The sequence below is a fragment of the Candidatus Izemoplasma sp. genome (assembly GCF_982632705.1).
Window position 1 is genome coordinate 1 of sequence record NZ_CEXEES010000002.1, and the last position, 26,404, is coordinate 26,404.

Below are 26,404 nucleotides of genomic sequence, written 5' to 3' on the forward strand. Positions count from 1 at the left end.
GTCATATGATACCTCCTAAATTTTTAACGCTGCCTTAAATTCTTTTAAATATGCTCTGTTTACCTCTAAATGTTCCTTATTTTTCATAAGTAAGTCTAGTTTTGAATTTAACGCAGGTTTAATATAATCGATTTTCCCAATGTTTACTAAACAGTATTTACTGATTCTGATAAAGTCTTTATTCAGTAATAACTCTTCAATTCCATATAACTTCTCTCGTATTATTAACCTTGTATTGTGTAAAACACCATATACGGTTTCCCCTTCAACGATGAAGTAGTAGAAATTTCGTGATTCAACTGTTTTTTGTCCATATTGATTTGATCCAGTTATAAGTACTTCTTCCCCTTTAACTATCAAATCAAGTAGATTGTTAACTTTTGGAATATTCGCTTCGTTGAAGACTATATTTATTTTATCTTCTTCAATCTTGTTTTTATCGTCTGTCAGAATGTAATCATATTTAGTAGTTTCTATTAGATCTAGACGATTTGATATGCTTTTATGTTTCTCCTCATTCACTTTAAGCTTAAACATAACAGCCTCCTTCTGGTGATTTAACAGTATCACGCTATTTTCTATATTTAAACACTGGAATAGTATCATACAATTATTTTACACCAAACTGCATAATCTATAAACAAAAAAGGTCTATGTTACAGACCTTTTAGTTTATTATATAATTTTTGAAACGGTAATCCCATTACTGAATAGTAATCTCCTTTGATGTACTTTATATACTTAGCCCCAAGACCTTGTATACCATATGCACCAGCTTTATCCATTGGTTCGTTAGAAGAAATGTATTCATTAATTTCATCTTCAGACATAGGATTAAAGATTACTTCTGCGTAATCGTAGAAAATCTCATATGAATCATCTTTGACAATCGCACACCCAGTCGCAACCATGTGTTTTCTATCTGATAATAATGATAACATTCTAAACGCATCTTCTTTACTTTTAGGTTTACCTAACGGCTTTCCATCTAATATAACAAGTGTATCAAACCCAAGAACATACATTCCAGGATGTCTCAAAGATACATCTTGTGCTTTCTGTAAAGCCAAATTCTGAACCAGCTCAATACTTGAGATCGATTCATCTATTATTTCTTCAGTATCACTTGGATCTCTTATAAATTCAATGTCTAGAAGTTGTAACAACTCACTTCTTCTAGGACTACTGCTCGCTAGTATGAATTTCTTCATTTCTAGGAGGGTGAACAAATAATAATAGAATTGAAGCAATTACTAAAGGGATCAATAATAACATTACTGCACCATTAACACCAGTTTCCATTCTTCCTGAGAAGTATGCAATGATGAATGGTGAAATGATACCACCAAAACGCCCAAATACACTAAAGAAACCAAAGAAATCATTCGCTTTTTCATATGGAACCATTTTAGCAAAGTAACTTCTAGATACAGATTGTATACCACCCTGAGCGGTACCAATTAAAGCCCCAACAACCCACATTAAGTACGTTGAATCCGCTTGAATTAATGTAACAACATATACACCAATAGCATAAATGAAGATACCATAGTAAATCATTTTTTTACCACCGTGTTTTTTTGTTAAACGTCCATATATGATTGCTGATGGGAACGCAATGATTTGAACCATTACAATTACACCAAGCATAACAGGTGCAGAAACAAATAAATCCGAACCGATATTAACTGCTAATCTAATTACAGAGTTAACAACATCAATATATAATAAGTAAGCTATCAAGAAGATAAAGATATACTTGAATGATCTTATTTCTTTCAAAGTAACCCATAATCTCTTAAATGATTTACCCAATGAATTCTCTGTTTGATCTATACTATACGTTTGTTCAACATCATTTAATATAGGTTGGCTATAAATCCACCACCATACAAGTGAAACTACAAACGCAAAGCTAATCGTTAACGTTACAAACTCTTCTGGAATCATTCCGAATGTAGCAAGTGCATATGGGATAATCCCAATAAAGAATGGAATCAAACTACCGATATATCCCCAAGCAAATCCTTGAGCACTGATTTCATCCATTGTTTCTTCCCCAGTAACATCCACTAAGAAAGCGTCATACACAACATTAGTTAAGTTGTACCCAATACTAGAAATTGTAAATATAACTAATAATACAACCCAGCTTAATCCAGGAATAGCTAATCCAAATCCACCAATAATTGCCATTAACAAGAATAATTTAAAGAATTTCTTCTTGTTTCCAGCATAGTTACTCCAAGAACCCATAATTGGACTAAGTATAGCAACTGTTAATGCAATACCACTTGTTAAATATTTAAATATTTGTGACCCTCTGGCCCAAACATCACCATAAGCAGCATTCGCCTCTTTGACTCCGTTTACTTCAATAACTTTGTCTAAATGAGCAATACCTTCTGCTTGTGCAAATACTGTTTCGTATAAAATCGGAAATAATACTGTAATTACTGTTAATACAAACGCAGAGTTCGCAATATCATATAATACCCATGCTCTCTCTTTTTTTGTTAATTTTGGTAACTTAAACATAGAATCTCTCCTTTTTTTAACATTCAAAAATATTATACCATACAAGCCTTCATAAGTAAGTAAATATTTTGGTAATCAAAGTATTTATCATATGTCTAGATTTTCATATTTGTGTTATAATAAACCGAGGTGATCACATGAAAGATATATTTGAAATCGCAATTCAAAAATCGAATCTGGATATCGAAAAACCAATCATCGTAGCTCTTAGCGGAGGTGTAGATTCAATGGTTCTTTTTGATGTGCTATATAAGGCAGGATTCAAGTTGATAATAGCTCATGTAAATCACAATAAAAGAATAGAATCAAAAATGGAATACAAAAACATCCAGGAAATCGCAAACTCACTAAACGTCCCATTTGAGGGCTTAGTATTAAACAAAAATATAGAAGGCAACTTCCAAGAAATAGCTAGAAAGAAACGATATACATTCTTTACAGCTGTTGCCAAAGAATACAATACAGATCAAATCGTCCTAGCACATCACGCAGACGATCAAATAGAAACAATCCTAATGAGATTAACAAGAGGTACCTCATTCAAAGGATATAGTGGTATCTCAAATCTATCACAATACAATAACTGTAAAATCATCAGACCTCTTCTCACTGTAACAAAAGAACAAATTATAGAATATGCTCATTTAAACAAATTAACCTATTTTGAGGATACATCAAACAATGAGGATAGTTATACAAGAAACAGGTTTAGAAACAACATCATCCCATTACTATTAAAAGAGAACCCACTACTTCATTCAAAACTAGAACAGTTTTCAAACTATATATCAATGGCTGATGAATTCATTGACAAAAAACTTACTAAATTCACATCCAAGCATATCTTTGATGGTAAAGTAGATATCAAGCAGTATTCTAATGTTGATGAAATCCTAAAATTCAAAATAATTCAACATATTGTAAACAATGAATCAGACAATACAGTTGAAGTAAGTTATACACAATATCAAGACATTATAAACTTACTAGAAAAAGATACTCCAAACGTCAAATACAACCTATCAAAAGGTTTTGAATTAATAAAAGAATATTCATACTTCTTCATCAGAGAACACAAAGAATCAGAACGTGTATTTCTTGAAATAAATGACGTTGGAGAGTATAGTGTTTCTAAGGAAATAAAATATGTTTTCAGCTTTGAAAAACAAGACATAAGACATTCTAATTTCTTTGAAGTATGGTATAATGAATTAGTATTTCCGCTATATCTAAGAAACAAAGATAATGGCGATAAAATGAAGTTGAAAGTTGGTACTAAAAAGGTAAAAGATATCTTAATAGACCAAAAAGTACCGTCATCTATCCGTGAATCCTTGATTCTTTTATCTAATAATGATACAGTAATGTGGATTCCGCGAATTAAGAAAGCGGAGCAAAATAAAGAACAACCAAATAAACTATATATTTACGAGGTGAGATAATGTTAGAAAAAGACATTCTAAAAGTATTAGTTTCAGAAGAACAAATCGAAGAAATAGCACAAAGACTAGGTAATCAACTAACAATAGATTACAAAGATAAATTTCCTCTTGTTATCGGGTTATTAAAAGGGTGTATCCCATTTATGGGAACTTTAATGACACGAATGGACATTCAAATGGAAGTTGGGTTTATGGATGTATCTAGTTATCATGGTGGTATAGAATCTAGTGGAGATATCAAAATCAATAAAGATTTAGGTATTCCTGTACAAGATAGACATATCATATTAACTGAAGATATCGTCGATACAGGAAGAACACTTAAGGTAGTTATGGATTTACTAGAATACCGTGGTGCAAAATCTGTTGAAATAGTTACATTACTAGACAAACCTACTGGGCGTGTAGTAACTCTAGAACCAAAATACGTAGGAACAATAATTCCAAAAGAATTTGTAGTTGGTTACGGATTAGATTATGAAGAAAAATACAGAAACCTACCATATATTGGTGTATTAAAACCAGAGGTATACAATAAGTAAGGAGTGGTAACATGGCACAAGCAAAACAAAAGAAACCACAACAATCAAGAACTGGTAATATAGCTATAATCGCAATCATATTACTAATCATTACGACTGTAATGTTCTACTACAATAACGATTCAGATGATATACATGTGTATAACTATACTGAATTGATAACAGAACTAGAAGCAGGAAATATTGATACTATGACAACAAAACCTGTATCAGGTGACAACAATATAGGTTCATATGATGTTAGTGGAAAATTAAACGATGGTTCGAAATATGAATCAATCATCCCAAATGAGATTGCACTAGGTACTATTATCTCAGAGAACTTGTTACAAGGTGTAAAATATTCACCTGAAAAGGGAGATACTTACACATTCTTAAGTGTATTAAGTATTTTGATCCCAATCATTATCGTTATCGCAATCTTTATGTTCCTAATGAGAAACAACCAAGGGAACAACAAAGCGTTTGATTTCGGTAAATCAAGAGCGAAATTAAACAGAGGAAAAACAACTACATTCAAAAATGTAGCTGGAGTAGATGAGGAAAAACAAGAATTAGAAGAACTAATTGATTTCCTAGGTAACCCTAAGAAATACATGGAACTTGGAGCTAGAATCCCTACAGGTGTCTTATTAATTGGGCCACCAGGTACAGGGAAAACATTATTAGCCAGAGCCGTTGCCGGTGAAGCTAATGTTCCATTCTATACAATCAGTGGTTCTGATTTCGTTGAAATGTTTGTTGGTGTTGGAGCAAGTCGTGTACGTGACATGTTCAAAGCCGCAAAACAAAATGCTCCATGTATCGTATTTATCGATGAAATCGATGCAGTAGGACGTCAACGTGGTACTGGAGTTGGTGGAGGACACGATGAACGTGAACAAACACTGAACCAATTACTAGTTGAAATGGATGGTTTTGGAACAAATAGTGGAATCATTGTTATGGCTGCTACAAATAGAGCTGATGTATTAGATCCTGCGTTATTAAGACCTGGACGTTTTGATAGACAAATCACTATCGGAAGACCAGATATTAAAGGTAGAGAAGCGATACTAAAAGTTCATGCTAAAAATAAAAAAATATCTCCAAAAGTTACATTTAATGAGATTGCAAAAAGAACTCCAGGATTTACAGGAGCAGATCTAGAAAACTTATTAAACGAATCTGCATTACTTGCAGCTCGTGAAAACAAAGAAAACATCAAGCTATACCATATTGATGAAGCTGTAGATCGCGTAATGATGGGACCTGCAAAAAAATCTAGAGTACTATCAAAACGAGAAAGAAACTTTATAGCACATCACGAAGCAGGACATGCTGTTCTAGGTATCAAACTTGATAACGCAAATATTGTTCACAAAGTTACAATCATCCCTCGTGGAAACGCAGGAGGATATGCATTAATGTTACCTGAAGAAGAAGAATCATTCTTAATGACTAAAAAAGGCTTATTAGACCGTATAATCGGATTACTAGGTGGCCGTGTTAGTGAAGAAATCAACTTCAACGAAGTATCAACAGGTGCACACAATGACTTCCAACAAGCTACAGCAATTGCACGATCAATGGTTACAGAGTATGGAATGAGTTCACTAGGACCAATCCAATACGAAAAACGTGCAGGACAAGTGTTCCTAGGTAGAGATTATGCCGCAGATAAATCATTTAGTGATCAAGTAGCATTAGAAATTGATAATGAAGTTAGAAATATTATCAATACTTGTTATGACAAAGCAAAAGTAGTATTAACTGAACATTTAGAGCTGGTTAAACTAATTGCAGATTACTTATTAAAAGTAGAAACATTAACTAAAGAAGACATTTATCAAATCGTTGATACAGGGAAACTAGATTGGTGGGAGAAAAAGCAACAAAAACTTGCTTTAGAAGCCGATAAAGTTGAAACTGAAGAAACAGTAACAAAAGAAGAAACAAAAATAGAATAAAAATGAAAAGGGTATATTTATACCCTTTTTTGTATGCTATAATATGGTTGGTGATAAATATGAGATTAGATAAATTTTTAAAAGTTTCTCGTGTAATTAAAAGACGCACTTTAGCAAAAGAAGTAGCTGACAACGGGAGAATAACAATAAATAACAGAATCGCTAAGTCAAGCACAAAAGTTGAAGTTGATGATATCATATCAATAACCTTTGGTAACAAAGTAGTTGAAATCAAAGTGAAAGAAATGTTAAATTCAACAAAAAAAGAAGACGCACAAAACATGTTTGAAATAGTTAGCGAAACATATAAAGAAACAGGTGAATAACATGAAGAAAATTATAACAATTATTTCTGTATTACTAATAGTTCTCACTCTAAGTGCGTGCAATCGTAATAGTGGTGATGATAAACCAGTAATTTATGCAACAATTTATCCAATAATGTTTTTAGTTGAAGAAATTGCTGGAGATACCGTTTCTATTGAACGAGTACCTGGCAGCAACGTCCACAGCGAAGCTTATGATTGGAGCGCAAAGGAAATTATATCAATGCAGAATGCATCATTTATATTTTATGTTGGTGCAAATACAGATAACTATATTCCTAATAACAAAGAAGCAATATTTGATGATGGTGATGTAGATTTAATACATATTGGTGATTATGTTGATTACGCAAATGTTTGTTACGATACCACTCATGTTCATGGAGAAGAAGATCACGATGAGCATGAAGAAGAAATAATAGATGAGACATGCGATTCAGCACAATTATCTGTAGATCCACATTTTTGGTTAGACCCAAACAGAATGATAATCGCTGCAGATATGATCAGGGATTTATTGATAGAGAAATATCCTCAAAATGCAGTTATGTATAACGACAATTATATGGACTTACAAATGACTCTAGAAGAATTAGACGCAGCTTATGATTTAATGGCTTCAGAAGCAACAAAACCAATCATCACAACAAACATGCTATTTAACTATTGGCATGAAGCATATGATATTGAGATCCTAAGTTTAACTGCAGATGCACACAACGACAATACAATACCAAGTGATATAATTGGGTTTGTCGAAGAGGCAATCGCACATGATATTGAGTGTATTTTATTTGAAACAAATGCAAACAGTCCTTCTGGTGATGCCGTTTTACTAGGTCTGCAAGAACAAAACCCTAACGCTGAGAGAAGATACATCCATGGACTTGGTGTTTTAACGACAGATGAAGTAAATAATCTAGAGGATTACCTAACCCTAATGTACAAAAATCTTGAAGTATTAAATGAGGTTACAAAATAGTACATTTATTGTGCTATTTTTCTTTTAAAATATAACATATATGTTATAATCAAACATACATTTATTGATTGAGGTGATATTAATGGAAAAATTATCAGAACAAGAAGTTGTAAGACGAGAAAAACTAGAAGAACTTCGCATTAAAAATATCGATCCATTCGGACATAGATTTGACAGAAACAACAATACTGAAACATTAAGAGGGAAATATGATGAATTCTCGAAAGAGGAACTTCATGATATGGAAACTGATGGAGTAAAAATCGCTGGTAGAATCATGACAAAACGTGGTAAAGGAAAAGCCGGTTTTGCGCATATTATGGACCAATTCGGACAAGTGCAACTATATGTTAGACTTGATGCAGTTGGAGAAGAACAATTTGAACTTTGGAATAAATCAGATTTAGGAGACATCGTTGGTGTTGAAGGAAGTATCATGAAAACAAAAATGGGTGAACTTAGTATAAGAGTTACTAATCTTACTCACCTTTCAAAAGCAATTAGACCTCTTCCTGAGAAGTTTCACGGATTAACTGATATTGAAGAACGTTATAGAAGACGTTATGTAGATTTAATCACAAATAAAGATTCAAGAGATACATTTATAACTCGTTCTAAAATCATCACAATAATCAGAGAGTTATTAAATGATAGAGGATATTTAGAAGTTGAAACACCAATCCTTCATCCAATTCTTGGAGGAGCTGCTGCTCGTCCATTTGAAACTCATCATAATGCTTTAGATATGCCGTTCTACTTAAGAATCGCACCTGAACTTTACTTAAAAAGATTAATCGTTGGGGGATTAGATGGTGTCTATGAAATTGGTAGAACATTTAGAAATGAAGGAATGAGTGTTAAACACAATCCTGAATTTACTATGCTAGAGTTATACCAAGCATATGGTAATGTTGAAACAATGATGGAGTTAACTGAATTCATGTTTAGCTCTGTAGCTAAAAAACTAGGTAGAGAAACAGTTGTATACAATGACAAAGAAATTCACTTAACAAAACCTTGGGTAAAATTACATATGGCTGACGCAGTAAGAGATACGGTTGGTATCGATTTCTGGGACAAAGAAATGACATTCGAAAAAGCAAAACAATTTGCTTTAGATAAAGAGCTAGATGTCCCTGATCACTATACAGGAACAGGACATATCCTGAATTTACTATTCGAAGAGTACTGTGAAGAAACAGTTGTTCAACCTACATTTGTATTTGGACATCCAATCGAGATAAGTCCTTTAGCGAAAAAGAATGCTGAAGACCCTCGTTTCACTGATAGATTCGAATTATTCATTGATGGACGTGAATATGCAAATGCATTCACTGAGTTAAATGATCCAATTGATCAAAAAGAACGCTTTATGAATCAATTAAAAGAGAAAGAACTTGGTAACGCAGAAGCAAATGAAATGGACATAGATTATGTTGAAGCTTTGGAATATGGTATGCCGCCTGCTGGAGGGCTAGGAGTTGGAATTGATAGATTCATTATGTTAATGACAAACTCCGCTTCAATCAGAGATGTACTGTTATTCCCACATATGAAACCAAGAGGTAAATAAATCACAAAAGACTATTCTTTGAATAGTCTTTTTTTTATATAATTCTCCACAAAAGTAATATATCATATCATTAGTGTAATATTTAAATTGTCTATATAATGAAATTACGAGGTGAGAATATGATTTATAATAATATATATGAATTGATAGGAAATACACCTATCATAAAAATAAACAAACTATTCAAAGAGGATATCGCAGACATCTTTTTAAAATTAGAGTGGTATAATCCTGGTGGTAGTGTAAAAGATAGAATTGCCATTAATATGATTGAAGCCGCAGAAAATGAAGGACTTATAAAACCTGGAGATACATTAATTGAACCAACTAGTGGTAATACTGGTATCGGAGTTGCACTTGTTGCTGCCAGTAAAGGATACAAAGCTATTCTTACAATGCCAGATAGCTTAAGTATCGAAAGAAGAAAAATCCTTATAGGATATGGTGCCGAGTTAATTTTGACACCCGCAGAGAAAGGTATGAAAGAATCTATCCGAGTAGCAGAAAACCTTCAAAAAGAACACGGATACTTTATGCCTATGCAGTTTAAGAACTTAAATAACCCAAAAGCACATATGAAATATACAGTAAAAGAAATTTTAAAAGATGTCCCAGACATCACCCATTTTGTGGCCGGTGTTGGTACGGGTGGAACAATCACAGGAGTTGGTTCTATTTTGAAAGAAACACTCTCAGATATCGAAATAACAGCTGTAGAACCTTATAATAGTGCTGTTATTAGTGGTGAATCCCCTGGAAAACACAAAATACAAGGTATTGGAGCTGGATTTATCCCTGATATACTAGATACAACTGTTATTGATAGTATTATCAAGGTTACCGATGATCAAGCGTTTGATATGGCTAGACGACTTGCTAAAGAACTTGGATTATTTGTTGGAATATCAACAGGTGCAAATGTCTACGCTGCATATCAAAAAGCATTAGAGGTTGGAAAAGGTAAAAAAGTTGTTACCGTATCTCCAAGTAATGCGGAACGTTATTTATCAACTGAGTTATTCAATTAAAAAGAGAGCTATTTGCTCTCTTTTTCTTTTTTAACATAAAACTCATCTATCAAACCATCTTTAATCAATTGAATCATTACTTTTGCTGGTTCTGGGCTAAAGTGAACACCAGAATACATTTCTAACTCTTTGATTATTTCAGATTTTTCCTTTTGGCCACTATATGGTCTTTCTCCAACCATTGCACTCACCGCATCAGAAACACATAGTATTTGTGAACCTAGAGGAATATCATTTCCAGATAACCCTGATGGGTACCCATTTCCGTTCCACCACTCATGGTGATGTTTTACTAATAGTGCAATATCTTTCAATTCATCACTGGCTTCTAATATATCAGATCCAAATACAGAATGCTTCTTAACGACTTCGTACTCTTCTAATGTTAATTTTTCAGATTTATTGATTACTTCGTTTGAGATTCCTACTTTCCCAATATCATGAACAACACCAGCCCAGTATATCGAATAAACATCATCATCTTTAAGATTCATCTCCTGAGCAATTGCTCTTGAAAACATAGCTACTTCTTCACTATGTCCCCCTGTATACTGATCATACAATTCTAAAGTTTTAATTAGACTAACAACCAAATCATTCTTAATGAATTGGTGTTTATTATTCAAGTAGTTTATCTCGTAAAAACTGTTCATTAATCTTTGAAATGCACGGAGACCATTGAGATCTTCTTGAGAAAAACGCTTCTCACTTTTTTGAAAAATATCAAAACTAATTCCTCCACTAAACACTTCATCAATATATATACCAAATCGTATTGATTCTTTAATTTCAGGGACCACTTCAGAATAAGTCTGATAATCAACTTTTAATCTTTGCCTTAAATGAACCTCAGCGTTAGTAATGTGTTCGGGTTCTTGCAATGCCCAAACAAAATCTCGACTAAAATCTAATTCATTTAGCATTTTTTCATCATAATAGGTTGCATCAATAAACATTGGTTTATCATCGATTTTAATGTAACAAGAAGCAGCATCAAAATTATCAAACAGGTTGTTTGCAATACTAAAGATATTCTTTAAATACTGTATATTAGTTTCTTTGTTTGTTAATTCAAAGTCTCTAATATTCAGTAATTGATTTGTAGAGTTAATTAACATTTCCAGTTTATTGTTTGATACTTGTAAATCTTCATTCTGTAAGATTAAATTATAGTATGTCATTCTAGTGATGATAGCAATATATGATGTCATAATTACGAATATATTAAAATCAAAAACCATAAACATTAGATTACTGTTAAAACCATCAACATAATGGAATTTATAAAGCAAAATATATAAGAAGATAATTGTTAGAATTGAACGATAACTAAAAAACAATGCAGGTAAGAAAATAAGAGCTACAAAAACGAAGGACTGATTTCCATTAATCATTGAAAATCCATCACTAAAAATGATTACAGAAATACTAGCAAAAAACGCCATATACCCAAATGATAGCAATACTTTTCTTATATTTGATGTTGAATCAAAATAAAACGATAGTAGCACTAAATTACCAAAGACAACTAAACCTGTGGTTATACTTAACAACCAATTTAAAAACTCATCAAAAAGTATAGGGTACGCAATAAATAAACCAAAGGACATTGTCTTTATCAATGAAACCAACAATCCGATTGAAAGAAGGGCAAGATAAAACAGGATGGCACTGCTTCTATCAATTCGGCCAAACGAGGATGTTTTATCCATGATTGAAGTAAATAAAAACATAGCTATATACGTTGTCACTACTGACGTAACACTTAACAATATAGTATTAATAACAGACAAATCTAAGGATAATCCCACCCCTACGAGATGTCCAAGGAACGATCCTAGTAGAATCGGAAATAAGTGCTTATTTCTAAACATTGAGAAAAATCCAATACTGAAGCCAAGACCTGGCCAAATCAATAAAGGGTTAATATCATTAAAATGAAGTATATAACTAACAAATGTTGTAGAAAATATTATTAGTATGATTGTTAACTTTTGTTGTATATTACTCATTGACTCTATCATAATAATCACCTTTTATTATTATAACATATTATTTCTATAAAAAAAGCAAGGCTATTTGCCTTGCTTCTTGATTAAACTACAGTTTTCATCATTTACATCACCATTATATATAATTCTTGCTGGTATACCTACTGCAGTTGCATTTTTTGGTACATCTTTTAATACAACTGAATTAGCTCCGATTTTAGCATTTGTTCCGATATGAATATCACCTAAAATCTTAGCTCCAGCTGCTACCATAACATTGTCACATAAGCTAGGATGTCTTTTAAAGCCTTTTTCATTTCCCGTACCACCTAAAGTAACTTGATGATATATTAATACGTTATTCCCTATAACAGCTGTTTCACCTATTACAGTTCCTGTACCATGATCAATTACCAAGTTTTTACCAATACTGGCCCCAGGATGTATTTCTACACCTGTAAAAAATCTTCCTAAGTTACTAAAGATTCTTGCTAATAGTCTTAACCTTATTTTCCATAGTAAATGACTAAACCTATATATCCATACAGCATGCATCCCATTTGAAGTAAGAATAATCCCAATAGCGCTTTTTGCAGCTGGGTCTTTTTGCTTCACTGTTCTTATATCACTTATAAGTCCCATGTAATCACCTCGATTGCAATGTAATTATATTCCTATGTAAAGGATATCTCAAACAATATACATTAAAAAAGGAAGTGAAAACGTTCACTTCCTCTATACTTCTCTTCCAACTACAAAATCATCATCTTCATATAAGAAAATACCTAAACTCTCAGCAATTTCTACAAAGATATCCACAATACTCACAAATTCGAAATTCAATTCCTTTAAAACTTTAGATAAAGTCTCATTCATTAAATCACTAATATATGTGTAATCTGCTTTGCGTTCCATAATCATATTTTCAATTGTTGTTTCTAACTCATTTAATTCTTCTATATCTGAATCGAACCCTTGGGTCTCTAAGTCATTACGAACATCTAGTAAATAAATAAGATACAGTAATATTTTAGAGTAATCATGAAAATCTTCACATTTACTTTGAAACAATGTCTCAAAATATATTTTTATTATTTCAAACTGTGAACTTAAATAATTAAATCCTACTTCAAATATTGTTTCATAATCTTCATCAAGCTCAGTTTGATCACAAACCAATTCATATATGTATTCTAATACTACATATACTGGTTCTAATCTCTCGTACACTACTGATTTGTTGTTTTGAAATTGTTCTAGCATTTTTATGTTTTCTAATTTCCAGGCAGCATAGTCTCTGTATAGTATATTATCCAAGAGCAACATCCAACATCATCATCACAGCGAATCCAATCATTGCCCCAATTGTTGCAATTTTTGTTGTCTCCAACATTTGTGATTCGGGGATTAACTCTTCTACAACTACGTAAATCATTGCTCCTGCAGCAAAACTTAAACTAAATGGTAAAATAGCTCTCATATGAAATGCTAGTAATGCTCCAATAACACCTGCTATTGGTTCTACCATTCCACTGAACTGTCCAATGAAGAATGCCTTCTTTCTAGACATACCTTCTCTTCTTAAAGGAACACTAACTGCTGCTCCTTCTGGGAAGTTTTGAAGTCCAATTCCAATTGCCAATGCAATGGCTCCACCTATTGCAGCTACTACAGCTGGATCAGCAGGTCCACCTGCGATTGTTGCAGCGTAACCAAATGCTACACCCACAGCTAATCCTTCAGGTATATTATGAAGCGTGATTGCTAAAACTAATAAAACACTCCTTCTCCAAGACGAAGGAGGTCCTTCATGATGTTTCGATTCAATATGTTCATGAGGTAGATATTTATCTATTAATAGAATAAAAAGTCCTCCACTTAAAAATCCAATTGCTGCTTGTAACCAAGGTATTTGTCCTAACTCCTCAGCTAATTCGATACCCGGTGCTAATAGGCTCCAAAATGATGCAGCTATCATAACACCAGCACTAAATCCCAACATACCATTGAAAACTTTCTTTGGTACATTCTTAAATGGGAATACTAAAGATGCTCCTAAGGCTGTAACGCCATATGTAAATAATGTTCCTAGTAAGGCGGCTAAAACAGGATTGTTATAAATCCATTCCGTCATAATAATCCCCCTTATGCTTTATTTGTACTACCAAATAAATCCATTTTTTCTCTTACAATTTCCATACATGCATCAACACCTGGTTTTAATAATTTACGAGGGTCGAATCCTTTTCCTTTTAAATCATTTCCAGCTTCAATGTATTTTCTAGTTGCTTCAGCAAATACTAGTTGTAGTTCCGTATTTACATTTATTTTTGATACACCTAATGAGATAGCTTCTTTCACCATTTCACTTGGAATTCCAGTACCACCGTGTAATACTAAAGGCATTTTACCAGTAGCATCTTGGATTTCACCTAAAACATCTAAACGTAATCCAGTCCAGTTTTCAGGATATTGTCCATGAATATTACCAATTCCAGCTGCAAGCATATCTACACCTAAGTCAGCAATTAATTTACATTCCATAGGGTCCGCAACTTCTCCTCCACCTACGATTCCATCTTCTTCTCCACCAATGCTACCAACTTCAGCTTCTACACTGATTCCTCTAGCATGTGCGAATTCAATAATTTCTTTTGTTTTTTGAACATTTTCTTCAATGTCAAAATGGCTTCCATCAAACATTACACTACTAAATCCTGCTTCAACACAAGCTTTCGCTCCATCAAAACTACCATGATCTAAATGTAAAGCTACTGGTACAGTTATTTTTAAGTTCTCTAACATACCATTAACCATTCCAACAACTGTTGTAAATCCAGTCATATATTTGGCTGCACCCTCAGATACACCTAAGATAACAGGTGATTGAGCTTCTTCAGCAGTAAGTAAAATTGCCTTTGTCCATTCTAAATTATTGATATTGAATTGCCCTACAGCATATCCTTCGTTTCTCGCTTTAACAAGCATTTCTTTTGCAGATATAAGTCTCATAATTAATTCCTCCTAATTTTTATCATTTCATCTAGTATTATATACTAGTAGTTTGTCATTGTAAACTAATCAGGCTTTTAAAAACGCTTTCTAAAAGTGAATAAACTAAATAAATTAATTTTTTTGTTATATTCTAGGATATAAGCACAAAAAAACGACTCAAATGAGTCGTTTTTAATTTAAATCTACATTGAAATGACTTTTAATGAAAGCTTGTACTATATCGGGATCAAAATGTGTTCCACTACATCTAATAATCTCTTCAATTGCTTCTTTATCAGATATACCTTTGTGATATACTCTATCATTCGTCATTGCATCAAATGCATCGGCAACACTAATTATCCTTGCAAATAAAGGAATGTTCTTCCCACTCAATCCTTGAGGATATCCTGTACCATCAAACTTCTCATGGTGACTTAAAACTGCTTCACAAACAAAATCACTATCTGTAATATTTTTGATAATCTTATATCCAGCTTCTGAATGTTTTTTTACAATTTCAAACTCATCATCTGATAGACGGCCTGGTTTATTCAATATGTAATCCGGCACTGTAACTTTACCAATATCATGCACCTTTGCAAGTAAACGTAAATCCTCTAAATCGCTTGCTCTACTTATTCCTAGTGATTTACATATATTCAAGCAGTGTATCTCGATTCTATCGCTATGTTCTTTTGTTTCCTCAGTCTTTTGGTTAAGAGTTTCTAGAATGCTTTCTAAAACCTTTGATTTTCGAGACGATCTATTCATAAGTTTTCTTCTATACATTAGATTTTCTGCATGTATAAAAGCTTTATCGAACTCAACATCGTTGTCTTCTACAACATACCCACCTTTAGAAACATTAATCTCTATCGCAGAATCACGATTATAATTTTCAAGTTTTTCTTCTAATTTATTTGCGTTCTCTGTTATGGTTACAGGATCAATATCTTGTGTAATTATTAAGAACTCATCTCCACCTATTCTAGCAATAATGATATTGTCTGTGAAAACATCTGTTAAAAATTTTGCAACTAATCTTATTGCATTATCTCCATCCATATGTCCGAAAGCATCATTAATTAGTTTTAAACCATCTAAATCAAACATTAGAACAGAGTAACTAGGTGGTAAAGCTCCAGAAGAAATAAATGTATCGAAATAATTTCTGTTTCTTAATCCTGTTAAAATATCATTATTTGCCAAAAATGCAATTTTCTTTTGTCTTTCAACTCTATCTGAAACATCTCGCATAAATCCACCGATTAATTTAACTGATCCATCTTCAAATCGTTCTTCAATTTCTGCGGTATGTTCAAAGTAAACAATTTTACCAGTATCTGTATTTTTGTGTTTTACAAGTAAATCGTGAAATCCATTTGAGTCGTTTGTGTATAAAGCGTTTAGCTTTTCGATAAACTGTCTTGATAAGATTTTAGATTCTTTATCAGACTTTATAATTGATTTTCTTAATGAGGCTATACTAAATAACCCTTTCTCATTACGCTTTATTCCGAGTCTACTCGAAAACATTTCATTTCCATATATATATTTATCATAATGTGATTCGTCAAAGTTCTGATACCAAACCAATACATTTCCTGCTTTAATAGCTAGTTTTTCAGCAAGTTGCAATCGCTCGTTTTCTTGTCTTAACTTCTCTAGTTCAAGATTTCTAGCTACTGTTTCTGTAACATCAACATTCACACCTACAAAAAGTTTAACTTCTCCAGCTTCGTCTCTTTCTAGTACATTACCTCTAACTTCAACCCACTGAGGTATATCTTTATCGATATTATTGGGTATAACTTTTGTATAGGAATCTAGTCCTTCAGTAAAGACTTTACTATGTGTTTCTCGCCAATCATCTAAATAAGTCTTATAGCTAGGTGTATGCATTACAACACTTTCAAAATGGTCATCTAGTCTCTGGCTTACTGTCTCGTTTGTTAAAGCTGTATCTAACTTCATAACTTTTAACTGTGACTCTGTAAAATAGTATCTTCCCTCATCATGAAATTTATTATAATACCAAATACCAATGTTTGAATTATTTAAGCCCTGATTTATTAGACTGTTTAATACTGCGATTTGATTACTTTTCTCAAATATATCACTTAAATAGATATCAACAGCAACAAAGAATCTAGGACTTCCATCTGGATACCTTAGTATACATATACCATATGCCTCAACCCAAATTTCCTCATTATCCACAGTGAATGCAGGTGTTCTACCCCCAAAATAATCCGTTTTATTGTTGCGAACTAACTCGAAAGCTACTCGTTCCTCTTTTATACATTCGTCGTAAAAAGGGGATGATACAGCAGCTTTGTCTCTCACTTTTTGAAATTCGGCTACACTATACAGACCTTTCTCATTTAAATCAACACCCAGTAATTTAGCACCAATGTCTGTTTGATAGAACTTATTATCATGTTGATCATAATCTTTCCACCATGTACTTACACTGAATATATTGTTAGATGCTTGTAACACCTTATTTAAATGCATAAGCTGTGATTCTGTACTTAATAGTTTTTGCATGCTAATAATACTTAATTTAAGTAATTTATCTTCAATTGTTACTTTTATGATTATCTCTTCATTCTTTATATCTGAATAGATAAGTTCTTCGTTCTTGTTTATTGTATTTATATCTAATTTTGCTAAATATTTCTGAAGTCTTGGATATATATTGACATTCTCGATTATGTATTCAGTATTTCGATCAAGGTTCAATTTCAATATCTCAATTCCTAAACTATCAAATTTAATTGTATTTGTCTCTGTGTTTAGGATCGCTAATCCTAGCGATTTATCAAGTTTATTTAATTCAAATTGAAAGAATTCGCGTATATCTTTTTGAGTAATTCGTTTCTTTACAATCATATTAACACCTCGACTTCTATTCTTTATTTAGTACTAATAGTTTACCATATATTTGATAATATGAAAAACGACAAAAAGAAAAGACCACCTAAGTGGTCCTTATTTTTTATAATCCTGAAACAACAAGTGATTTTACTTTTAATGATGGACTTCCAATAAATCCAAAATTGAATGCTAAATCATTGCTTACAGCTTCAACGTTATTTAGTAATTCTAAGTAGTTCCCTGCAACAGTTATTAATGCTACTGGGCGGATGATTTTACCATCTTCAACTAAGAACCCTGATGCTTGTAAACTGAAGTCTCCACTAATTGGATTTGCTCCAGCATGTGTTCCTGCTAAATCAGTAATTACTAATCCTTTTTTCATAGATGATACTAAATCATCATACTTTGCATCTCCAGGTAAGATGTAGAAGTTAGAAGGTCTAACTGCTGAACCGTTTCCTGTAGCTGCTACATTATCTTTCTTAGCAGTTTTTAAACTATGCATGTATCCAGTTAATGTACCTTTAGATACTAACTCTTTATATTTTGTTGCTACACCTTCATCATCAAATGAACCTGATTTAGGAGATTTTGCTTTGAATGGATCATCAACAATTGTAATTAATTTGTTGGCAATTTGTTCTCCTAGTTTTCCTTTTAATAAAGAAACACCTTTTTGAACGGCTTCAGCACTAAACATTCCAACATATGGCTGAAGTAAGCTATTAGATGCATCTGCTGTTAATAATACTTCATATTCTCCTGATTTACATGGTTTAGCTCCTAACAATGCTGCAGCTTTTTTTGCAGCCTTGGTTGCTAAGTCTTCGAAATCGAAGTCGTTGTAATCATTTGTAAATATAAATTCATAAGCTGTACGTTGATCTTCACCATCGCTAGCAATAGCATATACACCAAACAATGCACTATTAACTACTTTTTCAAGTTTTAATCCTTTAGAGTTTTGGATAACTACTTTTGTAGTACCCTCTCCATAAAAGGCTTGAACCATTTTCATTCTGTCGTCTTTAGCAAGAACTGCAGCTTCAAGTTTGAATGTATCTTCGATTTTCTTTTTGGCAGCAACTTTGTCTAAATCCGGATTAAGCAATCCTTTGATCTCTGGGTACTCTTCATCTCCAGCATAGATGAATACTTCATCTTCACTATCAATTTGAAGTGCACTATTAATAATGCTATCTACTATGAAATCATTAATATCATCATTTATAACTTCAGTAGCAACTGTTCCCATTTTACCTTTATAGATACCTTTAGCACTAAGTCTAGATGTATCTGCTATAGTATATTTCTCTAATTCACCTTTAAACACTTCAACGTCGAACTCTGTTCCACCTGAAACTGTTACTTGAATATCTTCTAATCCTTTTTCCTTGGCTAAAGCAAATAATTTATCGAAATTCATTAGTTTGCCCCCTTTCTTCCACCGACTGTCATTTCTGACACACGGATTGTAGGTTGCCCAACATCAGTAGGAATACTTCCTGAAGAACTACCACACATACCTTGAGCAGTTTTCAAGTTATTACCAACCATATCTACACCTAATAACGCTTCTCTACCTGTACCAACTAATGTAGCTCCACGTACTGCTTCAGCGATTTTACCATCTCTGATTATGTACCCTTCACCAACAGCAAAGTTAAAGTCTCCAGTAGCTGGATTAACTGATCCTCCACCCATTTTCTTAGCGTATAAACCATATTTAGTAGCAGCAATGATTTCTTCAAATGTAGATTCACCGTTGTCAATATACGTATTCGTCATACGAGAAGTTGGTGCAAATTTGTACGATTGACGACGACCACTGTTTGTACATTCGTCATCCATACGTTTTGCGTTTAATTTATCGATCATATAAGAGTTTAAAACTCCATCTTTAATTAATACACGACGTTTTTGTAAGTTACCTTCATCATCGTAAGTAGCACTACCCCAAGCATTAGGGATTGTACCATCATCGATGGCTGTGATTAACTCTGAAGCAATTTTTTGCCCCTTCATACCAGTAAATACACTAGCACCTTTTGCAACACTTGATGCTTCTAAACTATGTCCTACAGCTTCATGGAAGATTACTCCACCAAATCCGTTATCGATAACAACTGGGATTTTACCACTTGGGCATTCGTCTGCATGTAACATTGTAACTGCGATTCTTGAAGCTTCTTTTGCTTCTGCTTCTACATCAATTTGATCCGAATAGAATTCAAATCCATAATGTCCACCAGGACCATTAAATCCTGATTGCATTTCTCCGTCTTTACCAGCAACACTGTTGATAGCAAGTCTAGTTCTAACACGTACATCATGTACATAAGTACCTTCAGAGTTAGCTACCCAAATTTTTTGTGCATAGTCTTGGAAACGAACCGCTACTTGTGATATCTCATCACTATAAGCTCTTGCAGCTACATTTGCTCTTTTCATAACTGCTGTTTTGTCTTCAATAGCTACATCCGATGGTAACATTTTGATAGTATGAGCGTCTCCAACTTTCATTTCTTCTAATTCAAAAGTGATACCTAATGGTTCACCAGGGAATGATTGTGCTAAATCAGAAGCTAGTTTTACCAAATCTTCTTCTTTTTGACTGTTTGTATATCCATATACTGTTTGGAATCCTTTTGCAACACGTACACCTACACCGAAATCAATACTGTTGTTTACTGATTCAACTTTGTTTGATAATAATGATGCCGAAGTAGAAAATTTATCTTCAATAAATACTTCTGCAAAATCTGCGTTTGTAGTTAACGCTGCTTCTAGGACTTTCTTGATTAGTTTTTTATCTAACATAAAATCCTCCTTTTGATTTTTATTAATGTCATAGTGTAATTATATCATAATAAAACAACAAAAAACAAGCGAAAAACGACGCTTTGTCATACGTGTTTTAACGGCTTTAAATAGCCGTTTTTAACCAATAACTAAAGAGACAAATTATATATTATTGTCATATTTAAATTATTGATGTATTTAAAGGTGTTTCCACCTTACATTATGATTATGTCACTTTACCGTCCTTTTATTGTTATAATAGATTGTATCTCCTATAATGAAGTCGAGGTGAAAGATATGAAGATTATAAAATCAAAAATGGATGAAAATATAATTATAAATGACTTAGGTCTTTCTTTGGACAATGATAGCCCATATGCTTTAATTGAATCTGGGTTTGCATCAGAAGATGACTGTATTAACATTGTTTTTACATCCTATAATAAGGTTCTAGTTAGAGACTTACTTAGCAAAGCCGGCTATTTTACCAAAAGTAATAATCATATACTAGGTAAGCAAAATGATCAGATGGAATTAATACATTTAAAGGACATTGCTTATTTTGAAGGAATCAATAACGATACATATATTCATACAAAAGATATGGAATATAGTACGAAACTTAAATTGTATGAGATTGATGAAATGTATCAAAACAGATTATTTATTCGTATTTCAAAATCTTATATTGTATCTTTACACCATATATCAAAAATCAAGCCAACATTTAACGGAAAACTCAATCTTGAGTTACATAATGGAGTTCAACTTGAAGTATCAAGACACTACATTAAGAAATTTCGTAATTTGTTAGGTATGTAGGAGGAAAATTATGAGAACATTTTTAATGATGAAGGTTTACGCAGCAATAGCGATTGCTATACTGGGCGTTCGAATTGCGTTTGAATACTTAGAATTTTGGGAGATGGTTCAATTCCTTGGCTCTGCCATGTTTATCTCGCTAGTCGCTACTGGTTTACATAAATATTTTGAATATAGAGCACATAAAACAAATAAAAATGCACAAGACAATATACCGTTTCTTGTTCAAATGATTGTTGTAACCGTGCTTGCTTCAACAGGGATATATATGCTTATGATATATTTATCTAGTGGAGAGTTTAGTATTGGATTTGATATTGTATTCTATATCTTATTTGTCCCAGCTGTAGTTTTGTTCGGTATTTGGATGTATTTTAGAATTAATGAAGAGGAATACAATCACCGATTGAAAGAAATACAACAACAAAACAAAATGAAATAAAAGAAAAAGCACTTAATAAGTGCTTTTTTTATTTTAATGCTGCTCCAATGAAATCTCGGAACAAAGGATGAGATCGCTGAGGTCTTGATAAGAACTCAGGATGAAACTGTGAAGCTATGAAGAATTTATGAGATGGTATTTCTACTATCTCTGCAAGTTTAGTTTCAGGATTTATCCCTGAGAAAACCAATCCACAGTCTTCTAGTTGTTTCTTAAATACATTGTTAAACTCATAACGATGTCTATGTCTTTCCTTTATTGAGGTAGTGCCATACACGCTATGTGCTAATGTACCTTCTGTTATGTTGCAATTATAAAGTCCTAAACGCAATGTTCCACCCATATGAATGCCTTCATATTGTTCTGGTAGATAATCAATTACATTATATTTTGTATCTGGATCCATCTCGGTGCTGTTTGCACCTTCCATGTTACAGACGTTTCTTGCGAATTCTATTGTTGCTGTTTGCATTCCTAAACAAAGTCCTAAATATGGAACGTTGTTTTCTCTAGCATATTGAATAGCGTTGATTTTACCTTCAATTGCTCTTGGACCAAACCCACCAGGAACTAGAATTCCATCTAGATCTTGCAAATATTCCTTAACATCGCCATCAACCAATTCACCAGCATTTATCCATTTGATATTTACTTTAGCATGATGATGGTATCCCGCGTGACTAAGCGCTTCGCTAACACTTAAATATGCGTCTTGTAACGAAACGTATTTCCCAACCAAACCGATATTTACTTCTTTATCCAAGTTTCTAACTCGCTCAACCAGTTCAGTCCACTCTTTTAAATCAGGTTCAGGTGCTTCTATTTTGAAATGTTTACATACTAAATCATCTAAGTGTTGTTCTCTTAATTTTAGAACAACATCATATAGAACCTCAGCATCTCTAGCTTCGATTACTGCTTCTTTTTTTACATCACAGAATAGCGCTATTTTTTCTCTCATTGAATTTGTAGTTTCATGAGAGGTACGTAAAACAATAATATCAGGAGATATTCCTAAACTACGTAATTCTTTAACACTATGTTGTGTAGGTTTTGTTTTTAATTCTTTCGCAGCGTGAAGATATGGAACTAAAGTATTATGAATATAAATAGTATTATTGTATCCAAAATCACGTCTTGCTTGTCTGATTGCCTCTAAGAACGGTAAAGATTCTATATCCCCAACTGTTCCACCAATCTCAGTGATAATTACATCTGCGTCACTCTCAAGTGCAGCTTGTGTAAGTTTTGCTTTAATCTCATTAGTAATATGAGGTATTACTTGGATTGTTGCTCCAAGATAATCTCCTCTTCGTTCTTTTTCAATTACACTAGCATATACTCTACCAGTAGTAATATTACTAGCCTGACTTAAATTCTCATCAATAAAACGCTCGTAATGTCCTAAATCAAGGTCTGTTTCTGCACCGTCATCGGTAACAAAAACTTCACCATGTTGATATGGTGACATGGTTCCGGGATCTACATTTATGTACGGATCAAACTTTTGCATGAAGACTTTAAGTCCTCTGTTCTTTAATAGACGGCCTAACGAAGAAGCCGTTATCCCTTTCCCTAAGCTGGAAACTACTCCTCCAGTAACAAAAATAAATTTAGTTTGTTTCATCTTTTCACCTCGATTTTATATATAAAAAAAGTTCTCCCTAAGTAGGAGAACTCTTTATTAGTGTGCCCTTTAAAATTATAACAAACACGATATTTAAATACAATGTTTTTCTAAATTATTTCTTATCGTACTTGTCTTCGTATGTATCCATGTATTCATTGTATTTTTCTTCATCAAAATCATTGAAAAATGGATCTTCGAATTCTTCACTACCAGCTTCTGCATCTATGTCTTTAGTTGCGTCTTTTACCTGTGTAGCTTTTACTGTATCTGGTTTAACAACTACTTCTTCTACAATTACTTCTTCTTTAACTTCTTCTACAACAACTACCTCTTCTTTTACTTTAGCTTTCGCTTTTGCATTTGAAGGAGCTTTAGCTGCTTTAGGTTTTGGTTTTTCTTTGTATTCTTCAGGTAATTCAATTTCAGTATATTCTTTGTAATATGAACCATCTTTTTCCCATAGTTCAATTTTTTGATTGTCTTTTAAATCCCATGTGTTTTGTCCAACATAAACAAATCTAGCTGATGTAGTTATATCAGCGTAAAATTGTGAAATAAAGGCAAGTTTATTCTTTTCAGAAACTACTTTTCTTTCACATACTTTATCGTATAGATCATAAACACTTAAAGGTTCCTTTGTTTCTCTTAATACTAGTTCTGCAATATCTACTAGTGATAACACTTCTACTGACATTACGATTCCTCCTTTGATTCATAAACCAACGATAGTTTTGATTGGTTTACACGTTCCTGTTCTTGGTATAAGTCATATTCTACGAATATTTTTCCATTTTTTATTAAAAGTGTATTGGTTACGATCTCAAATGTTAATTCAGTATTCATAACCCTATAATACCCTTTTGTTACTCTGTCTAAATCAAATATGTATTTCATATCAACATCACCTTTTTTATAGTATTCGATGATGTCTTTTTTGATAATGACATAATTCATAATATTATCTAAGTCTTCAAACTTAATTCTATTGTTCTTATGTTCCGCAATTGTTGTAAATTCTACATTGCTTTCCTGTGATGTTATTTTAAATACTAATTTAATTGTTTCCATTTAATCACCACGCTAAAAAATATTATAGCATAATCAATCTTACTTTTAAATGATTTAATGCTTAATAATTATATATTAAAGGTTATCATAACACAAGAAAAAAATAAGAAGCTAAGTTCTTATTTCTCTATTGGTAGTTTTATAGTAAAAACTGAACCTTTGTTTAACTCGCTTTCTACTGAAATATCTCCTCCGTGTTTTAGGACAACATTCTTACTGATTGATAAACCAAGCCCACTCCCACCTGTGTCTCTACTACGTGCTTTATCAACTCTATAGAATCGCTTAAATATAACGTCTTGTTTATCTTTTGCTATTCCAATCCCTGAGTCTGACACTGTAATTATGTAAAACTTTTGATCTATCTTTCCACTAATACTTATATAGCCTTCGTCAGTATAGTTTAGTGCGTTTTTAATAAGATTGAGGATAACTTGTGTTACTTTAACTTTATTTATTGCTAAAGTGCAATCTTCTACATTTATATTTAGCTCTAATGATTTCTCATTGATCTTTGATTTAAGTACAGTTATTGATTCCTCAATTATGTCTTTTATATTTACAGGGAGAAGTTCTAATTCGTAATCTATTCTGTCTAATTTACTAATAACAAGTAAATCACTAAGGATTATTTCCATTCTGTCTGCCTCTTTTTGAATCAATGAAATGAATTCGGACTTATCTTCTTCTTTCATTTCATCATCTCTATTAAGTATTTCACTAAACCCTTTTATAGCGGACAAAGGGGTTCTTAGTTCATGTGAAACGTCTGCAGTAAACCGTTTTTGGAATTTTTCTGCTGTTTTTAACTGTGTGATATCGTGAGCAAGTATTAAAGACCCTGTGAAGATGTCCTTTTCGAATATAGGTTTGCTTATCAGTTCATAATATCTTTCATTATACTTAATTTGATTTTTAAGTGTTTCTTCTGTAAGATACGCTTTATCAACAAATCTATATAGAGGTGTAACTTCTACAATTTCCTTGTAATTCTTTTGATTCAAATCAATGTCAAAATAATTTTCTATATCTTTATTAGAGAAAGTGATCATACCTTCATCATTTACCATAAAAACTCCACTACCAAGAGTTTTAGATAGTGAAAGAAAATGCTTGTAGGTTTCTTCGTTCTCTTTTTTTGTTTGGTTAAGTTTCTGTAGAACAACTCCGAGAGTAGATTCTTTATCTTCACCTAGTTTTTGCTGTATAGAAATATATATTGTTATTGTTACACCGTATAGGACAAGAATAAAAATTGCAATTCCAAATATCTCTTGAATAAACACAACATAAAGTATAGTCATTAAATATACAATCGTTATATTTATGATGTCTCTCCTAATATTCATTTGATCACCTCTATAATCATTATATCAAATTTTTAATAAT

General features: G+C 32.5%; 24 protein-coding genes. 9 read left to right on the top strand and 15 right to left on the bottom strand.

What is annotated here, in order from left to right:
- Window positions 1-15: 15 nt before the first annotated feature.
- The 3 genes from AC2LE6_RS00360 to AC2LE6_RS00370 form a co-directional block, all read right to left on the bottom strand.
- Window positions 16-537 carry a LytTR family DNA-binding domain-containing protein gene (locus tag AC2LE6_RS00360; protein WP_484477242.1) on the bottom strand — a complete coding sequence of 174 codons (522 nt, stop codon included), beginning with the start codon at window positions 535-537 and terminating at the stop codon, window positions 16-18.
- A gap of 119 nt (window positions 538-656) precedes the next feature.
- Entirely contained in the window at window positions 657-1,166 is a 510-nt protein-coding gene (locus tag AC2LE6_RS00365; RefSeq protein WP_484477243.1) for a Maf family protein, read from the bottom strand.
- Window positions 1,167-1,182: 16 nt separating this feature from the next.
- Window positions 1,183-2,538 carry an MFS transporter gene (locus tag AC2LE6_RS00370; RefSeq protein ID WP_484477244.1) on the bottom strand — a complete coding sequence of 452 codons (1,356 nt, stop codon included), beginning with the start codon at window positions 2,536-2,538 and terminating at the stop codon, window positions 1,183-1,185.
- A 137-nt stretch (window positions 2,539-2,675) separates the two neighbouring features.
- On the opposite strand from AC2LE6_RS00370, the gene tilS reads away from it, so the two are divergent.
- From tilS to cysK, 7 genes are all read left to right on the top strand, one after another.
- Window positions 2,676-3,980 (top strand): tRNA lysidine(34) synthetase TilS, encoded by a 1,305-nt coding sequence (tilS, locus tag AC2LE6_RS00375; RefSeq protein ID WP_484477245.1) that lies wholly within the window; start codon window positions 2,676-2,678, stop codon window positions 3,978-3,980.
- Window positions 3,980-4,522, top strand: a complete 543-nt coding sequence (hpt, locus tag AC2LE6_RS00380; RefSeq protein ID WP_484477246.1) for a hypoxanthine phosphoribosyltransferase — start codon at window positions 3,980-3,982, stop codon at window positions 4,520-4,522. Before tilS ends, hpt begins: the two co-directional genes overlap by 1 nt.
- A gap of 11 nt (window positions 4,523-4,533) precedes the next feature.
- Window positions 4,534-6,471 carry an ATP-dependent zinc metalloprotease FtsH gene (ftsH, locus tag AC2LE6_RS00385; protein ID WP_484477247.1) on the top strand — a complete coding sequence of 646 codons (1,938 nt, stop codon included), beginning with the start codon at window positions 4,534-4,536 and terminating at the stop codon, window positions 6,469-6,471.
- A gap of 59 nt (window positions 6,472-6,530) precedes the next feature.
- Entirely contained in the window at window positions 6,531-6,797 is a 267-nt protein-coding gene (locus AC2LE6_RS00390) for an RNA-binding S4 domain-containing protein (protein WP_484477248.1), read from the top strand.
- A gap of 1 nt (window position 6,798) precedes the next feature.
- The gene (locus AC2LE6_RS00395; RefSeq protein ID WP_484477249.1) at window positions 6,799-7,779 is read left to right on the top strand and encodes a metal ABC transporter substrate-binding protein; all 981 of its coding nucleotides are present in this window, start codon (window positions 6,799-6,801) and stop codon (window positions 7,777-7,779) included.
- A gap of 82 nt (window positions 7,780-7,861) precedes the next feature.
- A complete protein-coding gene (gene lysS, locus AC2LE6_RS00400) occupies window positions 7,862-9,352 on the top strand; it encodes a lysine--tRNA ligase (protein WP_484477250.1) in 1,491 nt (496 codons plus the stop codon).
- Between the two features lie 119 nt (window positions 9,353-9,471).
- Complete coding sequence (cysK, locus tag AC2LE6_RS00405) at window positions 9,472-10,380, top strand: cysteine synthase A (protein WP_484477251.1); 909 nt, start codon at window positions 9,472-9,474, stop codon at window positions 10,378-10,380.
- Window positions 10,381-10,388: 8 nt separating this feature from the next.
- Here cysK and AC2LE6_RS00410 read toward each other — a convergent pair whose 3' ends face one another.
- From AC2LE6_RS00410 to AC2LE6_RS00445, 8 genes are all read right to left on the bottom strand, one after another.
- Window positions 10,389-12,404, bottom strand: a complete 2,016-nt coding sequence (locus AC2LE6_RS00410; protein WP_484477252.1) for an HD domain-containing phosphohydrolase — start codon at window positions 12,402-12,404, stop codon at window positions 10,389-10,391.
- Between the two features lie 51 nt (window positions 12,405-12,455).
- Window positions 12,456-13,013 carry a serine O-acetyltransferase gene (gene cysE, locus AC2LE6_RS00415; RefSeq protein ID WP_484477253.1) on the bottom strand — a complete coding sequence of 186 codons (558 nt, stop codon included), beginning with the start codon at window positions 13,011-13,013 and terminating at the stop codon, window positions 12,456-12,458.
- Window positions 13,014-13,106: 93 nt separating this feature from the next.
- The gene (locus AC2LE6_RS00420) at window positions 13,107-13,688 is read right to left on the bottom strand and encodes a hypothetical protein (RefSeq protein ID WP_484477254.1); all 582 of its coding nucleotides are present in this window, start codon (window positions 13,686-13,688) and stop codon (window positions 13,107-13,109) included.
- Window positions 13,681-14,505, bottom strand: coding sequence for a ZIP family metal transporter (locus AC2LE6_RS00425; protein WP_484477255.1), 825 nt, complete (start codon window positions 14,503-14,505; stop codon window positions 13,681-13,683). The genes AC2LE6_RS00420 and AC2LE6_RS00425 overlap by 8 nt, the downstream gene beginning before the upstream one ends.
- Before the next feature lie 11 nt (window positions 14,506-14,516).
- The gene (gene fba / locus AC2LE6_RS00430; protein ID WP_484477256.1) at window positions 14,517-15,383 is read right to left on the bottom strand and encodes a class II fructose-1,6-bisphosphate aldolase; all 867 of its coding nucleotides are present in this window, start codon (window positions 15,381-15,383) and stop codon (window positions 14,517-14,519) included.
- Window positions 15,384-15,557: 174 nt separating this feature from the next.
- Window positions 15,558-18,263, bottom strand: a complete 2,706-nt coding sequence (locus AC2LE6_RS00435; protein ID WP_484477257.1) for an HD domain-containing phosphohydrolase — start codon at window positions 18,261-18,263, stop codon at window positions 15,558-15,560.
- Between the two features lie 106 nt (window positions 18,264-18,369).
- Window positions 18,370-19,677, bottom strand: coding sequence for a TldD/PmbA family protein (locus AC2LE6_RS00440; protein WP_484477258.1), 1,308 nt, complete (start codon window positions 19,675-19,677; stop codon window positions 18,370-18,372).
- A complete protein-coding gene (locus tag AC2LE6_RS00445; protein WP_484477259.1) occupies window positions 19,677-21,071 on the bottom strand; it encodes a TldD/PmbA family protein in 1,395 nt (464 codons plus the stop codon). Before AC2LE6_RS00445 ends, AC2LE6_RS00440 begins: the two co-directional genes overlap by 1 nt.
- Window positions 21,072-21,350: 279 nt before the next feature.
- Here AC2LE6_RS00445 and AC2LE6_RS00450 point away from each other — a divergent pair, with 279 nt between their 5' ends.
- Both AC2LE6_RS00450 and AC2LE6_RS00455 read left to right on the top strand, forming a co-directional pair.
- Window positions 21,351-21,875 (top strand): LytTR family DNA-binding domain-containing protein, encoded by a 525-nt coding sequence (locus AC2LE6_RS00450; protein ID WP_484477260.1) that lies wholly within the window; start codon window positions 21,351-21,353, stop codon window positions 21,873-21,875.
- Between the two features lie 10 nt (window positions 21,876-21,885).
- Window positions 21,886-22,317 (top strand): hypothetical protein, encoded by a 432-nt coding sequence (locus AC2LE6_RS00455; RefSeq protein ID WP_484477261.1) that lies wholly within the window; start codon window positions 21,886-21,888, stop codon window positions 22,315-22,317.
- A 28-nt stretch (window positions 22,318-22,345) separates the two neighbouring features.
- Here the strand turns inward: AC2LE6_RS00455 and AC2LE6_RS00460 are convergent, their stop codons facing one another.
- The 4 genes from AC2LE6_RS00460 to AC2LE6_RS00475 form a co-directional block, all read right to left on the bottom strand.
- Window positions 22,346-23,944: a CTP synthase gene (locus AC2LE6_RS00460; protein ID WP_484477262.1), complete on the bottom strand. Its 1,599-nt coding sequence runs from the start codon at window positions 23,942-23,944 to the stop codon at window positions 22,346-22,348.
- A gap of 115 nt (window positions 23,945-24,059) precedes the next feature.
- On the bottom strand, window positions 24,060-24,641 hold the full coding sequence (gene rpoE / locus AC2LE6_RS00465; protein WP_484477263.1) for a DNA-directed RNA polymerase subunit delta: 582 nt from the start codon (window positions 24,639-24,641) through the stop codon (window positions 24,060-24,062).
- Window positions 24,641-25,015 (bottom strand): DUF1934 family protein, encoded by a 375-nt coding sequence (locus AC2LE6_RS00470; RefSeq protein WP_484477264.1) that lies wholly within the window; start codon window positions 25,013-25,015, stop codon window positions 24,641-24,643. The genes rpoE and AC2LE6_RS00470 overlap by 1 nt, the downstream gene beginning before the upstream one ends.
- Before the next feature lie 119 nt (window positions 25,016-25,134).
- Complete coding sequence (locus AC2LE6_RS00475) at window positions 25,135-26,364, bottom strand: sensor histidine kinase (protein WP_484477265.1); 1,230 nt, start codon at window positions 26,362-26,364, stop codon at window positions 25,135-25,137.
- Window positions 26,365-26,404 lie beyond the last annotated feature (40 nt).